Origin of the sequence: Nonomuraea sediminis (assembly GCF_018531495.1) — a bacterium.
Lineage (GTDB): Bacteria > Actinomycetota > Actinomycetes > Streptosporangiales > Streptosporangiaceae > Nonomuraea > Nonomuraea sediminis.
In genome coordinates this window covers 343,588-358,335 of the sequence record NZ_JAHDTI010000004.1, presented here as the reverse complement: position 1 = coordinate 358,335, position 14,748 = coordinate 343,588, and the positions used below count along the sequence as shown (strand labels likewise).

The following is a 14,748-nucleotide window of genomic DNA, read 5'->3' as shown; positions in this document are numbered from 1 at the left end:
CTCACGCCTCCAAGACCGTGACGAGGTTCTGCTGCAGGCACGGGCCGCTGGTGGCGTGCGCGACGGTACGGCCGGCGCCCTCGTGGATCCTGCGCGCCGCCTCGCCGATGCGGATCAGGCCGGTGGCCATGACCGGGTTGGCCGCCAGCGGCCCGCCGGAAGGGTTGACCACCGTTTCCTCGGGGAGTTCGAGCGCGTTCCTGAGCAGGATCTCCTCGTGGCTGAACTGGGTGTGCAGCTCGGCCACCTCGATGGGACCCTTGCCGACCCCCGCCGCTCGGGCGGCGTCCGCGGCGGAGGCCGCCAGGGCCAGGTCCCGCATGCCCAGATAGTGGGGTTCGATGCGGTGCGCGATGCCCCTGATGTAGGCGGGACGCTCGCACAGCTCGCGCGCCAGGTCCCCGGCGGCCAGCACGACGGCCGCCGCACCGTCGGTGATCGGCGCGATGTCGCCCGCCTTCAGCGGCTCGACCACGAAGTCCCCGACCTCGTCGGGCAGGTCGAGCGCGAAGGGGTTGTCCCTGCCCGCCGTACGGCTGCGCCGTACGATCTCGTCGAGCCGTGCGCGGTCGGCGTCGACGGCGGCGGCCTGGAGCGCGGCGTAGGACAGCTGGTCGAGGCCGAGCGGCGCCAGGTAGTAGGGGTCGAGCTGGAGCGTCATGATCGTGCGCAGGTCGCCGAGCGAGGACTTGCCGAAGCCGTAGACCAGGGCGGAGTCGACGTCCCCGTGCTGCAGCCTGACCCAGGCCTCGTACAGGGCCCAGGCGCCGTCCATCTCGACGTGGCTCTCGGAGATCGGCGGCCAGGCGCCGATCGCGTCGAGCGCGGAGACGAACGAGAACGGCGCGCCCGCCAGGTAGTCGCAGCTGCCCGAGCAGGTGAAGCCGAAGCGCTTCATGCCGGTGCGCTGCTTGACCTCGTTGATCACCGGGAGGATGAGCTCCGGCTCCGTCAGCCCGCCGTCGTGCGGGGTGTGGCGCGTCTGGGCGAAGGCCACGATCGCTACGTCACGCATCACAGCTCCACGTCCGGCTCGCCGGTCGGTGCGAACCATCGGATGTTGGACATCGACGGGCCGCGTTCCGCCTCGGGGATCCATTCGGCCCTGACCCGCATGCCCTGGCGCACCTCGTGCGCGGGGATGCCGCCGACGAGGGCGATCATCGGGATGTCCGCGCCGTCGAGCAGGATGTAGGCCGAGACGAAGGGCACTTCGGGGGCGCGCGGGTCGGGCAGGTTGTTGATGGCGAAGGTCGTGATCGTGCCGGTGTCGGGCAGCTCGACCTCCTCCGCGATCGGGGTGCCGCACTGCGGGCACGAGCGCCGGTAGGGGACGTACACCTTGTCGCAGGTGGCGCAGCGCCCGCCGAGGAACAGGCCGCGCTCGATCCCGTCGAGGAACCTCCTGAGCGCTCCGCCCGCCTGGAGGCGGTAGGCGGAGCGCACGTTCGAGACGATCCTGGTCACCTCGGGCGCGAAGTACTCGATGTCGGTGATCTGGCCGGTGCGTGGCGAGCGCCAGACCGGCCACACGCGGGTGCCGCGTGCCAGCGCCTTGGGATTGCCGGCGTCCACGGCGTGCACGAGCGCGGTGTCGGCGCCGTCGAGCTCGATCAGCGCCCAGGCGAACGGCCGGTCGAGCGGGTGCCCGGGTAACGGGTCACTCACCCAGGCCCAGCTCTTCACGGTGCCGGCGGGGCCGACCTCGACGTACTCGCCGGTGACCGGCTCCCCGGTGGACGGGTCGTACTCCAGCGGCGGGACCAGGACCCGGCCCTCGGCGGTGCGGACGCCGACGATCCTGCCGCTGCGCAGCTCGGTCAGGAAACGGCCGATGACCGGGCCCGTCGTGCGGGTGTAGCCGCCGGGGAACTCCAGGACGTGCTCGGCCACCAGCGGTTGTTCAGATGGCACGGTCGTGGCCTTCCCAGTAGGGTGCGCGAAGCTTGCGTTTGAGGAGCTTGCCGTTGGGCTCGCGGGGCATCTCCTCGATGAAGTCGATGGATCTGGGCCACTTCATGCGTGACAGCCGTCCCTCGATCGAGGCGAGGATCTCCTGGGCCAGCTCAGGTCCCGGCTCGGCGCCGGGGGCGGGCTCGACGATGGCCTTGATCTGCTCGCCCCACTCCTCGTCGGGGATGCCGAACACGGCCACGTCGGCGACCTTGGGGTGGATCATGATCTCGTTCTCGATCTCGGCCGGGTAGATGTTCGCGCCACCCGAGATGATCATGTCGGCCTTGCGGTCGCAGAGGAACAGGAAGCCGTCCTCGTCCAGATAGCCGATGTCCCCGACGGTGAAGTAGTCCTTGAGGCGATTCGCCTCGGTCTTCTCCGGGTCGCCCTTGTAGACGAAGCCGGTGCCGAGCATCTTCATGTAGATCGTGCCCGCGGTGCCGGTGGGGACGGGCTCGCCCGCGTCGTCCACGATGAGCAGCTCGCTGATCGGCCAGGCGGTGCCGACCGTGCCCGGGTGGGACTTCCAGCCCTCGGGGGTGGCCAGCGTGCCGCCGCCCTCGGTGGCGGCGTAGTACTCGTAGATGCAGTCGCCCCACCACTCGAACATCGCCCACTTCACCGGGACCGGGCAGGGCGCCGCCGCGTGGATCATCCACCTGAGGCTGGACAGGTCGTACCTGCTCCTGGTCTCCTCCGGCAGCGTGAGCAGGCGCTTGAAGTGGGTGGGGACCATGTGCGAGTTGGTGACCCGGTACCGCTCGCACAGGCGCAGGGTCTCCTCGGCGTCCCACTTGTCCATGTAGACGAGCGTGTGGCCCATGTGCAGCGCGGTCCCGCCGAACTGGGTGACCGCCGTGTGGTAGTTGGGCGAGGTGACCAGGTGCGCGTTGGGCTGCCCAGCGGTGATGCCGAACAGGCCGGGCAGGAAGGCGAGCAGCTCCGCCGCGTCGTCCGGGTCCAGCCCGCTCAGCGGCCGCCTGACGCCCTTCGGCTTGCCCGTGGTGCCCGAGGTGTAGTGCATGGTGGCCCCGGCCGTGCGGCCCTCCGGCGCCGTGTCGGGCTGCCCTTCGACGAGCTCGCCGATCTGGCGGAAAGCCACCTCAGGTACGGCGGAGCCGATCAGGAACCGGCGGTCCTCGGTGATCGCCTCGGCGCCGCGCGCGCCCTCGGCCAGGTACCGCTCGTGCACGAAGAAGGCCTTGGCCTCGCTGTCGGCGACGATGTAGGCGATCTCCGGCGCGGTCAGGTGCCAGTTGATCGGCGTGTAGTACCACCCTGCCTGCAACGCAGCCAGGTACAGCACCAGCCCGTCGACGCCGTTGGGCACGAGCCCGCAGATGCCGTCGCCCGCCTCGAGCCCGAGCGAACGCAGCCCGTGCACCAGCCGGTTGGCCTGGGCCAGCACATCACCGGCGCGGTGCTCGCGACCGTCGGGATCAACCGCGGCGATCCAGCCGGGATCCGCCTGCGCCAGCCTCCAGAAACCGAGCGTACCCATCGGGACTCCTCAGGCCGTCAAATGAGAACCTGTTCTCGTTTGCCTGGGCAGCGTAACCCGGTCGCGGAGACCGTAGCAAGCGCTTGATTTCCCACGAGCCACATTCGATGCGCACCTGACGGGGTAGCCTGCCACCAAGCGCTTGCTCAAAGAGGGAGGCACCCCCGTGGAGACCCTGCCCATCAGCACCCCGCACTGCCGCGTCGAGCGCGACGGCCACGTCGTGATCGTCACCATGGACCGGCCGGAGGCGCGCAACGCGCTGTCCACGGACATGCTGGTGGGCCTGGCCTCCGCCTGGGCCTACGTGTCGCAGGAGCCGGGCGTCCGGGCGGCCGTCCTGACCGGGGCGCACGGCACGTTCTGCGCGGGGGCCGACCTCAAGGCCATGGGCCGGCCCTCCGAGGACCCGTCGGTGCGCGAGCGGGCGGCGCAGATCGCCAACTTCCACTGGAAGGGGCTGCTGCGCGAGGACCTGCCCACCAAGCCGATCGTGTGCGCGGTCGAGGGGTACGCGGTGGCGGGCGGCACCGAGCTGCTGGTGGGCACGGATCTGCGGGTGGTGGCGGAGTCGGCCACGCTGGGCCTGTTCGAGGCCAAACGGGGACTGTTCCCGATGGGCGGCAGCGCGGTCAGGCTCCCCCGGCAGATCCCCTACTGTCACGCCATGGACCTGCTGCTCACCGGCCGGGCCGTCACGGCGGCGGAGGCGCTGTCGATGGGCCTGGTCAACCGGGTGGTGCCCGACGGGCAGGCTCTCGCGGTCGCGCGGGAGATCGCCGACGACCTGGCGGCCTCCGGGCCGCTTGCCGTCCAGGCGATCCTGCGGACCTATCGCGACACGCTCGGGATGGACGAGGTCGAGGCACTGAAGGTGTCGGACGAGCTGGGCTGGCCGGTGATCGGGTCCGAGGACGCCAAGGAGGGCTCGCGGGCCTTCAAGGAGAAGCGTCCTCCCGTCTGGCGCGGCTAGCCTGAGGGCCTGGCTCTACAAGATCGCCACCAACGCCTGCCTGGACCTGCTCGCAGGCTCGGCCCGCACGCGCGAGATCCCGATGTCGGGCTCGCCGCCGGCCGAGCCTGCAGGAGCCTACGCCTGTCCGGCCGGGAGCCGCGCTTCCACGGCGACACCGTCACCGGGGCGTGGGTCTTCCCCGGCGGCGGCGGTTACGACTTCCTCATGGAGGGCCTGCACTAGTCGCCGACGATGCGGTCGAGGCGTTCCACCGCCTCGCCGTACTCCTCCATCATGCTGAAGATCACGTCGCGGGTGGAGCGCACCTGGTTGGTGATGCCGATGATCTGGCCCGCGGGGAACGTGGCCAGCTCGGCGGCGTCGGAGCGGCCGATGCGGCGCAGCGCGTCCGAGACCAGCATGAACTGCAGCGGCATCGGCAGCGTGCCGGGCGAGTCCTCGGCCTCCCAGGCCTCGGTCCACTCGTTCTTCAGCAGCCGGGCGGGCTTGCCCGTCCAGCTCCTCGACCTGACGGTGTCGCGGGAGGTCGCCTCCAGGATGCGCCGCCTGGCCATCTCCGGGGTGTCGGCCTCCTCGACGGTCAGCCAGAGCGAGCCGGTCCAGACGCCCTCGGCGCCCAGCGCAAGACCGGCGGCCATCTGGCGGCCGTTGCCGATGCCGCCGGCGGCCAGCACCGGGACATCGACCGCGTCCACGACCTGCGGGATGAGCACCATGGTGGAGATCTCGCCGGTGTGCCCGCCCGCCTCGGTGCCCTGCGCGACCACGATGTCCACGCCCACCTCGACCTGTTTGAGCGCGTGCCTGGGCGTGGAGGCGAGCGCGGCGACCTTCACGCCGTGCTCGTGGGCCTGCTTGACGACGTCGGCGGGCGGCGGGCCGAGCGCGTTGGCCAGCAGCGCGATCGGGTGCCTGAGCGCCACCTCGACCTGCGGGCGCGCGGTCGCGTCCGTCCAGCCGAGCAGCACCTTGCCCGCCTCGGCCTCTTGCGACAGCTCGGGCACCCCGTGGGAGGCCAGCAGGCCGTCCACGAAGCGCCGGTGCCCCTCGGGGATCATCGCCTGCAGCCTGCCGACCAGCTCGTCGGCGGCGAAGTCGGCGCCCTCGTAGGAGGCAGGCATGACCACGTCGACCCCGTACGGCCGGCCGTCCACGTGGTCGTCGATCCACTTGAGCTCCGTCTCGAGCTCTTCCGGGGTGAAGTAGAGGGCTCCGAGGACCCCCATCCCGCCGGCCTTGCTGACGGCTGCGACGACGTCCCGGCAGTGGCTGAACGCGAAGATCGGGAACTCGATTCCGAACATGTCCGTGACACGTGTTCGCATGGCCCGACAATACGGCGACGGCCGAACAAACTGCAACGCGTTCTACTCTAGAACCTTTTGTCGGTACTGGCGAGTAACCTACGAGGCAGAACGGGTTCTAGTAACTATGTGTGAGAACCCCGACAAACAAATACGGCGGGCCGCACGGGATCCGTGCGGCCCGCCGTAGCGGATGGATCAGGAGGACGAGCGGCGGGCCAGCAGCACGCCGGCCACCACGGCCAGGGCGCCCACGATCAGCAGGATCAGCGGGACGATGTTCCGCAGCAGGTTCATCTGCGACTTGCCGGACTCCGCGTTGCTGACCAGGTCGGCCACTGTCTTGTCCGTCATCTTGAGCGTGCCGATGAAGGCCGCCGAGCGCTCCACGCCGTCCTGGGTCTTGAGCACCTCGTGCCGCTGCACCTCCTGGCGGACGGGGGCGCCGGTGGTGGGCTCGACCCAGAACGTGGTCTTGCCGTCGTACCAGCGGTCCACCTGCACGTCACCCGTCTCGGTCATGCCGAGCACCGAGGCGGGGGCCGTGAGCGTGGTCACCTTGGTGGCGGGCACGGTCTGCTCGAAGACGTACACCGGCAGGCCGTTGACCACGTCCTCGCGCACGAACGTGGCGTCGAAGGCCTTGGCCGCCGAGGAGTTGAACACCTTGTAGGTCTTCTTCTCCACGTCGAACGGGAACTTGTAGATCTGCCCCTCCAGCGTCACGGGGGCCTTGCCGATGTTGACGCCGCAGCAGTTCACGCCGACGCCGGTGTACTTGTCGAAGGCGCTGCGCCGGTCGGACATGTCGATCTGCGGGCGGCCGTTGGTGACGTCGTTGATCACGGTGGCCTCGTCCCAGACCACGCGATTGGAGTTGGCCTCCTTGACGTCGCCTCGTGTGGTGACGATCACCCGCAGGTCCGCGGTGAGGACCTTGAGGTCCTGCTTGGAGAAGTACTGCGCGCCCTTGGCCTCCAGCTCGCTGATGCCGAACTGGTTGGCGGGGGCGGCGATGAGCTTGGGCGCCGCCCAGAACTTCAGGAGCGGGGCGAGCGCGATGAAGAACGCTCCGACCCCGATGAGGACAAGCGTGGACATGCGACCCATCAAGGCCTCCGCTTCCTAGAACCTGTTGCCGAGTATCCGGCAACAAAGTATGACAGTGTGTGACAAGCGTCACTGCCCGGTATTGAGCCGCAATCAAATCGATAGAAACAGGTTCTATCGTGGTTTCACATATGAAAGCGGGAGATTTCCGGAAGCGCGCCGACCTGGCGCGATCTATCCGGCTGTTCCGTGCGTTCCGCACCGAGCAGCACGACAGGGACGGCTACTACACCACGCTTGCCTCCGACACGTCGGCCCAGCTCAGACAGTATGCCGACCTCCAGGACAAGGTCGTGCTCGACGTGGGCGGCGGCCCGGGGTTCTTCGCCCGCGAGTTCGCCCGCCACGGCGCCCGCTGCGTCTGCGTCGACGTGGACGCCGGCGACCTGCGGGAGGGCGGCGGCATCCTGGGCAGCGCGATGGACCTGCCCCTCGGCGACGGCAGCGTGGACGTCTGCTTCTCCTCCAACGTCCTGGAGCACGTGCCGGAGCCGTGGCGGATGGCCGCCGAGATGGTCCGCGTGACGCGCCCCGGCGGGCTGATCTTCCTGGCCTACACGAACTGGCTCTCGCCCTGGGGCGGTCACGAGACCTCCCCGTGGCACTACCTGGGTGGCGCCTACGCCGCCCGGAAGTATCGCGAGAAGCACGGCAAGCCGCCCAAGAACCACTTCGGGCTCAGCCTCTACCCGGTCTCCGTCGCCCAGGGGCTCAGGTGGGCGCGGGCACGGCGCGACGTGGAACTCGTCGACGCCTTCCCCCGCTACCTGCCCTGGTGGTACCGCCCGATGCTCAAGGTCCCCATCGTCAGGGAGTTCGCCACGTGGAACCTGATACTGGTGCTGCGCAAGAACAAGTGAAGAGGGACTCCGCCCTCGACGGCATCCGGGCGCTGGCCGCGCTCGGCGTCTGGGTGCTGCACGTGGGCGGGAACACCGGCGTCATCTACCGCGACGGCATGTTCGCCTGGATGACCACCCGGCTCGGCATCGCCGTACCGGTGTTCTTCCTGCTGTCCGGCCTGCTCCTCTACCGGCCGTGGGCCAGGGCCGTCATCGAGGGGACTTCCCCGCCGGGCGCGGGCCGCTACGTGTGGCGCCGCGTGTTGCGCGTGGTGCCCGCCTACTGGCTGGTCACGATCCTGGCGCTGACCGCCTGGGGCACCTCGCTCGACTGGGGCACCTGGGCCAAGTGGCTGCTCCTGCTGCAGAACTACTTCGAGCAGAAGCGCGCTCCCGACGGCCTGTACCAGATGTGGACGATGCCCATCGAGATGGCCTTCTACCTGGTCCTGCCCTTGCTGGCCTGGCTGCTGCACGCCTGGGCGCGCCGCGGCAACCCTCCGGTCAGGCTGCTGGCCGGCATCGCCGTGCTGCCGGTGATCTCGATCGGCTCCGCGGTCGCCGCGCACGTCTGGGACCAGCCGCAGCTCGCACTCTGGCTGCCCTACCACCTGATCTTCTTCGCCGCGGGCATGGCCATGGCGGTGCTGTCGGTGTGGCTCAAGGAGATCAGGATCATCGACCAGCTCGCGCCGCAGTTGCTGGTGCTGGCCGTGCTGCTGTACGCGGTCCTCAGCACCGAGCTGGCCGGGCCGCGCACGCTCACGCTGCCGTCGCTGTCGCAGTCGCTGTGGCGGATGATCCTGGAGGCCACGGTCGCGATCCTCGTGGTCGCGCCGTTCGCGCTGGCGCCACGGCACGACGCGCTGCGCCACCGGGTGCTCGGCAACCCGGTCACCGCCTACCTGGGCCGCATCTCCTACAGCTTCTTCCTCTGGCACGCGCCGGTGATCACGCTGTTCTACAAGGTGACGGGCAGCCAGCCGTTCGCGGGCAACTTCGCCCAGGTGGCGATCTTCACCTTCGTCGGCTCGGTGCTGGCCAGCGTGGGCAGCTACCACCTGCTCGAGGAGCCCGCGCTGCGGCTCAGTGGGCGCCGGTCAGCACCTCTGCCTCCGCCGGAAGCTCCGGTTCCGCAGCCTGCGGCTCCTGCTCGCTGACCAGCCTGCCGAACAGCACGCCCATCGCGGCGCAGGACAGCACCTGCGGCACGTGATCCGTGAGCACCTGGGTGTCCACCCCGTACTCACGGATCACCATGGCCGCCGCCAGGCTCGCCGTGGCGCCGCAGAACAGGCCCGCCGCCCACCATTCGGCCTGCCGTGCGCGGTGGAAGACGACCGTGGCGACCACGACCGCGAGCATGCCCGGCCAGCCCGCGACCCACCCGCCGAAGGCCAGCCCCAGCACGATCGCGTACGGCAGGCGCAGCCGGGACACGCGCGAGTCGCCCGCCGCGGCGGTGGCCATGACGTGCTCGGGACGCGGACCGCGCAGCACCAGCGCGGCCAGGGCGAGCAGCGCGATCCCCGCCAGCCCCACGACCAGCGCGAGGAAGTAGGGCCGGTCGGGCAGGTACTCGAGCCGCACGGTGCCCGCGGTGCCCGCGGGCAGTTCCCAGGCCTGCTTCCAGCCGTCGATCCTGACCGGGCGCAGCGTCCCGCCGTCGATCGTGGCGCGCCAGCCGGGGTTGTAGTTCTCGTTGACGACGAGGAAGGCGTCCTTGGGCGCGTTGACCTTCACCTCGCGCAGCGACTGCGTCCAGGTGCCGCGCACGGCCGAGGCCTCGACCTGCGGCGTGCCGGAGGGCAGCGTCCCGACCACGAGGTTCTCGATGGCGAAGGGGTCCCAGCCGGCGGCGCGGATCCGGTTGTCGCCAGGGACGAGCTTGGGCTTGGCGCAGGCGGCGAAGCGCACGGGCCGCTGCTCGAGCAGGTCGTCGTAGGTGCCGCTGACCTGGGTCTGCACGGTCGCGCCGTTGATCTCGAGCCGCGGCCCCTGCCCGCACGGCAGGCGGAAGGGGATGCCCTCGGGCCGCGAGGCGGGCGTGATGCCGGGGATGATCAGCTCGGTGACCTCGAGCCGCTTGGAGACGGGCAGAAAGTGGATCCGCAGCTTCCTGGTGATGAGGGGCTTGAACTTCAGCACTCCACCGGCGTCCACGCGGCCGCTGCGGACCACGTCGCCGTCGCCGGTGACGATCACGTCGAGCGGCTGCTTGTCGCCGCCCGGCCTGGCCACCTGCAGCTGCGACACCTTCCGCGCGCCGATCCAGCCGAGCGTGAGCGTGGGCTCGGTGTCGCCGGGCGCGGGGATCCACGTGGTGGAGGCGTCGGCGTCGAAGGCGGACCGCGCGCCGGCCACCGGGTCCTGGCCGGCCTGGGATGTCCCCGTCACCTGGGTCAGGTCGCCGCTGAGCCGGGTGTACCGGTCGACGAGCGCGGGGTCGCGCAGGATGGCGGAGCCGCGCACGGCGCCCTTGCCCGCGTCCTGCACGGTGAAGGTGCGGTCGAAGCCGGCGCCCTCCTCGTCGGGGCGGCCGAGCAGCGGGTTGCAGATCCACCGGTCCTGGTTGCGCATGCAGTCGGACCGGCCGTCGAGCCCGCGGTCCATGACGAACACGTCGCCGCCCGCGCCGGGCAGCCGGATCGTGCGGCTGGGCAGGATGCCGGGGATCGCCACCTCGGTGATGCCGACCCGCTGCACGAAGCTCCACTTGGCGTTGTAGGTGGCAAGGATCTTGATCTTCACGTAGCTGGTCGGGCCGGAGGCGGTCTTCAGTATCTGCGGCGTGTTGGTCCGCTGCACGTCCTGCTCGACCGTGCCGCCCTCGGTCTCCACCGCGACCCGCCTGATCGACTGGCCGAGCAGCACGGTGTTGGTGAAGGTGACCTTGAGCTGCGGGATCTCCCGCGGCCGCGGCAGGTCGACGCGGAGCCACTCGCCCTGCGGGCGGTCCCAGCCGCCGCTCTCCCAGCCGGTGGTGTAGTCGCCGTCCATGGCCGCCCACGGGCCGCGGCCCGACGTGCTCAGGCCTGGCACGGCGCCGGGGTCGGCCACCGAGGAGGAGGCGGTGATGCCGGCGATGCCGTCGTACTGCGCGGTCGCGGTGTCCTGCAGCCAGCCGTTCTCCAGCAGGTCGAGCGCGCGCACGCCGGAGAAGTCCTCGCGTTTGTCGGCCGTCAGCGTGGGGGTCCAGTTGGACCTGATCTCGCCGAAGGCCCGCTCGCGCAGCCGCAGCGCGTCGCTGACCACGGTCGGCGCCTCGCGCTTGCCCGCGTCGCCGTTGACCAGCACGGGACCCTCGCCGAGCAGGCCGAGGTCGCCCATGGTGAGCAGCGAGTCGGGGCCGCCGCGCACCTGCAGCGCCTCGCCGGCCGGCTGCACGCCGACCAGGTCGTCGCTGCCCGACACCTCGTACAGGTCCAGGGCGGGGAACGGCCAGTCCACGGAGTTGACCACGTCGTCGGTGAAGCCGTCGCCCACCTCGCCGCCGAAGGAGCGGATCTTGGTGATGCCCGGCGAGTCGCGCAGCGCCTGGTAGATCCGCGCCGGCCAGGCGCCCTGCAGGTTCGCGCGGATCAGGTCGTTCCTGACGAGCAGGTAGTGGACGCCGAGCCTGCGCAGCACGTCGGTGAGGCCCTGCGAGCCGTACCCGGCGGTGAGCCGCTGGTCGACGGCGTCGAGCAGCCGGGTCAGCCCGACCGATCCGGCGGCCGTCACCTGGCGGGTGGTCCAGCGGGCGTCGAACAGCGGCTGCATCGGGTCGTCCTGCGGCCTGCCCCACAGGTACTCGCCGAACTTGGCGCCGGGCACCACCAGCACGCCGTCGTCACCGGCGTTCTCGTTGACCCAGGCGGCCGCCTGGCGCCAGTACAGCGGCACCTCCTTGAAGTCGCCGGGCGCGGCCAGCCCCTGGTTGAACACCGGCAGCACGAGCCCGGCGAAGGCCAGCAGGGCCGCGGCCCTGACCGGCAGCCGGATCCTGCCCGCCACGCAGGCCAGCAGGTGTGCCAGGCCGAAGGCGAGCGGCAGCCGTACCAGGGGGTCGAACTTGCGCAGGTTGCGCAGCGGGGCCAGCGGCCCGTCGAGCAGCCAGCGCACGGGCTCGGCCACGACCGGTTCCAGGTCGCTCATGTGGCCCGCGACCAGGGCGAGCAGGCCGATCACGAACAGCGCGATGATGAAGCCCTTGGCGGGCAGGTCGCGTCTGGCCAGCCCGGCCAGGCACAGGGCGGCCAGCACGCCGGTGACGACCACGCCGAGGGCGGAGGTGGCGATCGCGTATCCGGCGGGCTGGGTGGTCGTGCCGTCGATGGGCAGGAAGCGCACCCAGTCGGAGGCGCCGCGCAGCACGTTCGTCAGTCCGGTGACCTGCGTGGTGGCCGAGGAGGTCTCGGTGTAGGGCAGGAAGGAGAAGGCGTAGCGGCCGACCAGCAGCAGCGGCAGCCACCAGAACAGCGTGGCGACCGCCATGGCCCCGCTCCACCAGGCCAGCATGCGCCAGCGCGGCACCGGCTTCGGCCTGGTCAGGATGTACAGCACCGGGGCGATGAGCACCGCGAGCACGGCGACCGCGTTCACGCCGCCGCACAGGGCCACCGCCAGGCCCGACCTGACGGCGGCCCTGGCCCGCTGGCCGGTCTCCGAGGCGGTCAGCAGCGGGATCAGGATCCACGGCAGCATCGCGGCGGGCAGCCACTCGATGGAGATCTCACCGACGATCGACAGCGCGCGGGGCGCCAGCGCGTAGGCCAGCCCGGCCACGATCCTGGTGCCGGGCGTGCCGACGCCGAGCTGCCTGGCCAGGCGCTCCACGCCCAGGAAGGCCACGCTCATCAGCAGGGTCAGCCACAGCCGCTGGGTGACCCACGGCTCCAGGTTGACCAGCTTGCCCAGGGCGAAGAACGGGCCCATCGGGAAGAGGTATCCGGCGGCCTGGTTCTGCAGCTGGCCGAAGTGCTGCAGGTCCCACAGGTGGGCGGCGCGCTGCAGCCAGCCGATCGGGTTCAGCGCCAGGTCGATCTTGGTGTCGGCGATGATGTTGCCCGGCCTGGTGGTGAAGGCCAGGACGGCGAAGCCGAGGCAGCACAGGGCCAGCCACAGGCGATGTCGGGCCCGCCCGCTCACTGCTCCTCCCCCACCACGCGCGAGGCGACCGGCCAGGCGACCCGCCCCCGCTCGGGCTCACCGTGGAGCAGCGCGGCCACCCGGCCGGCGGTCTCGTCCCAGGAGAAGCCGGCCGCCCAGGCCTTGCACCGCTCGCCGTAGGCGTCGTCGAGCTCGTCGAGCGCGGCCGTGATGCCCTTGGCCAGGTCCGCGCCCTCGGGGATCAGCCAGCCCGTCTCGCCTGGCCTGATCGCGTCGCGCAGCCCGTCGACGTCGAAGGCCACGGTCGGGACGCCGAGCGCGGCGGCCTCCAGGACGCACAACCCCCAGCCTTCCCCCTGTGACGCGCTGACGTGCAGCCACGCCCGGGCGGTGAGCCGGGCCTTGTCCTGCTCGGGCAGGTAGCTGTGCATCGTGACGCCTTCCGGCAGGCGAGCGCGCAGACGGTCCTCGTCGGGACCACGCCCGATGATGTCCACGGTCAGGTCGGGCCACCGCCGCCGCAGGATCGGCACGGCGTCGAGCAGCAGGTCCACCCGCTTGTGCGCGACCAGCCTGCCGACGCACACCAGGGACGGCCGCGAGGTCCTGGCGACGTCTCCCGGCTGCCGGACGCTCACCCCGTTGTGCGCGACGTGGATGGGGCCGCGCCACCCCAGCCGCTCGCGCATGGCCCGCACGGTCGACGGGGACACGGCCACGCTCTCGCGCCGCCGGTAGGTCCACCGCGACACCGGCCCCTCCAGGAAGCACCCGAGCGCCGCCATCCAGCGCGACATGTGCACCCCGAACTGCCGGTCGTGCACGTGGTGCACCACACACAGCACCCTGGTACGGCGCGGCAGCACCCACGGGCTGAAGAACGGGATCCCGTTCTGGCAGTCGAGCACCGCGTCGAACCGCCACCGCCTGACCAGCAGCCAGGCCAGCACCAGCGGGTAGAGGGTGAACGGCCCGCCCATCCGGGCGAGCCGTACCCCCTCGACGACCTCGTGCCTGGCCTGGCCGGGAGCGCGGGCGGTGACGAACCAGACCCGATCGCCGCCGGCCGCCAGGCGCCTGGCCAGTTCCCAGGCATAGGTCTCCGCGCCCCCGGCGGCGGGGTGCCACGGGTCACGCCAGTTGAGCACGGCGACGTTCACGGATAGCCGACGGGGTCGAGGGGCTGTTCCCAGGCGGGCTTGGCGCGCGAGCGGGAGTCGTTGCGCAGCCGTACCCAGATCCGGGCCAGCTCCAGCAGGATGTCGGCACTGTGCCGGGCGGGCGAGAAGCGCGAGCCCGGCATGTCCCGCCACTGGACGGGGATCTCCAGCACCGCCGAGCCGCGCCGCACGCAGCGGGCCAGCAGCTCGACGTCGAAGGCGAACCCGGTGACGGCCAGCTCCGCCGCGACCTCGCGGGCCAGCGGGCCGTCGAAGAACTTGAAGCCGCACTGGGTGTCGCTCACCCCGCGCACCAGCAGCCTGGCCAGCGCGCGGAATCCGACCGCGCCCAGCTCGCGCACCTTGCTGTGCCGGTTCTCCACGTCGGAGAAGGCGTGCGCGCGCGAGCCGATGACGACGCGCTCGCCCGACAGCAGCAGGCCCACGGCGACGTCGATGGCGTCCAGGTCGGTGGCCATGTCGGCGTCACAGAACCCGACCAGCGGGGCCTTGGTCAGCGACAGACCGGCGCGCACCGCGGCCCCCTTGCCGGGGATCGGGCACGTGGCGAGCCGTACGGGAACGGGACCCTCCGGCCACGCTTCGACGATGGCGGCCGTGGAGTCGGTGCTGTCGTTGTCGACGACGATGACGGCGGACGGGAACGGCAAACGGGCAAGCTTCGCGCACAGCTGCAGGAGCCCCCCGGGGAGTCGCCGTTCCTCGTTGTAGGCCGGAACGACGATCTCAAGCAGTGGTCGTCGGCTCGCCTGTTCGTCCCCCTGGCGGGAGGGCGGCATGGCAGAGC

The 14,748-nt window shown here is 71.1% G+C and carries 11 protein-coding genes; 3 read left to right on the top strand and 8 right to left on the bottom strand.

The window, feature by feature from the left end:
• Position 1 precedes the first annotated feature (1 nt).
• From KIK09_RS21470 to KIK09_RS21460, 3 genes are read right to left on the bottom strand one after another with little or no spacing between them, the layout of a single operon-like run.
• On the bottom strand, positions 2-1,015 hold the full coding sequence (locus tag KIK09_RS21470; RefSeq protein WP_214321054.1) for a thiolase family protein: 1,014 nt from the start codon (positions 1,013-1,015) through the stop codon (positions 2-4).
• Complete coding sequence (locus KIK09_RS21465; RefSeq protein WP_308164220.1) at positions 1,015-1,914, bottom strand: Zn-ribbon domain-containing OB-fold protein; 900 nt, start codon at positions 1,912-1,914, stop codon at positions 1,015-1,017. The genes KIK09_RS21470 and KIK09_RS21465 overlap by 1 nt, the downstream gene beginning before the upstream one ends.
• Positions 1,904-3,457: an acyl-CoA synthetase gene (locus KIK09_RS21460; protein WP_214321053.1), complete on the bottom strand. Its 1,554-nt coding sequence runs from the start codon at positions 3,455-3,457 to the stop codon at positions 1,904-1,906. Before KIK09_RS21460 ends, KIK09_RS21465 begins: the two co-directional genes overlap by 11 nt.
• 166 nt (positions 3,458-3,623) lie before the next feature.
• Here KIK09_RS21460 and KIK09_RS21455 point away from each other — a divergent pair, with 166 nt between their 5' ends.
• A complete protein-coding gene (locus KIK09_RS21455; RefSeq protein WP_214321052.1) occupies positions 3,624-4,430 on the top strand; it encodes a crotonase/enoyl-CoA hydratase family protein in 807 nt (268 codons plus the stop codon).
• Between the two features lie 221 nt (positions 4,431-4,651).
• Here the strand turns inward: KIK09_RS21455 and KIK09_RS21450 are convergent, their stop codons facing one another.
• On the bottom strand, positions 4,652-5,758 hold the full coding sequence (locus KIK09_RS21450; protein WP_214321051.1) for an NAD(P)H-dependent flavin oxidoreductase: 1,107 nt from the start codon (positions 5,756-5,758) through the stop codon (positions 4,652-4,654).
• 177 nt (positions 5,759-5,935) lie between these two features.
• Positions 5,936-6,838 carry a cell envelope lipid trafficking protein PgfA gene (pgfA, locus tag KIK09_RS21445; protein WP_250573537.1) on the bottom strand — a complete coding sequence of 301 codons (903 nt, stop codon included), beginning with the start codon at positions 6,836-6,838 and terminating at the stop codon, positions 5,936-5,938.
• 140 nt (positions 6,839-6,978) lie between these two features.
• Here pgfA and KIK09_RS21440 point away from each other — a divergent pair, with 140 nt between their 5' ends.
• The gene (locus tag KIK09_RS21440) at positions 6,979-7,707 is read left to right on the top strand and encodes a class I SAM-dependent methyltransferase (protein ID WP_214321049.1); all 729 of its coding nucleotides are present in this window, start codon (positions 6,979-6,981) and stop codon (positions 7,705-7,707) included.
• Positions 7,704-8,849, top strand: a complete 1,146-nt coding sequence (locus tag KIK09_RS21435) for an acyltransferase family protein (protein ID WP_214321048.1) — start codon at positions 7,704-7,706, stop codon at positions 8,847-8,849. Before KIK09_RS21440 ends, KIK09_RS21435 begins: the two co-directional genes overlap by 4 nt.
• On the opposite strand, the gene KIK09_RS21430 is transcribed toward KIK09_RS21435, so the two are convergent.
• The 3 genes from KIK09_RS21430 to KIK09_RS21420 are packed head-to-tail and all read right to left on the bottom strand — an operon-like array spanning position 8,776 to position 14,740.
• Positions 8,776-12,819: an alpha-(1->3)-arabinofuranosyltransferase domain-containing protein gene (locus tag KIK09_RS21430; protein WP_214321047.1), complete on the bottom strand. Its 4,044-nt coding sequence runs from the start codon at positions 12,817-12,819 to the stop codon at positions 8,776-8,778. The genes KIK09_RS21435 and KIK09_RS21430 overlap by 74 nt on opposite strands.
• A complete protein-coding gene (locus tag KIK09_RS21425) occupies positions 12,816-13,940 on the bottom strand; it encodes a glycosyltransferase family 4 protein (protein WP_214321046.1) in 1,125 nt (374 codons plus the stop codon). The genes KIK09_RS21430 and KIK09_RS21425 overlap by 4 nt, the downstream gene beginning before the upstream one ends.
• Positions 13,937-14,740, bottom strand: coding sequence for a glycosyltransferase (locus KIK09_RS21420; protein WP_214321045.1), 804 nt, complete (start codon positions 14,738-14,740; stop codon positions 13,937-13,939). The genes KIK09_RS21425 and KIK09_RS21420 overlap by 4 nt, the downstream gene beginning before the upstream one ends.
• Positions 14,741-14,748: the final 8 nt, after the last annotated feature.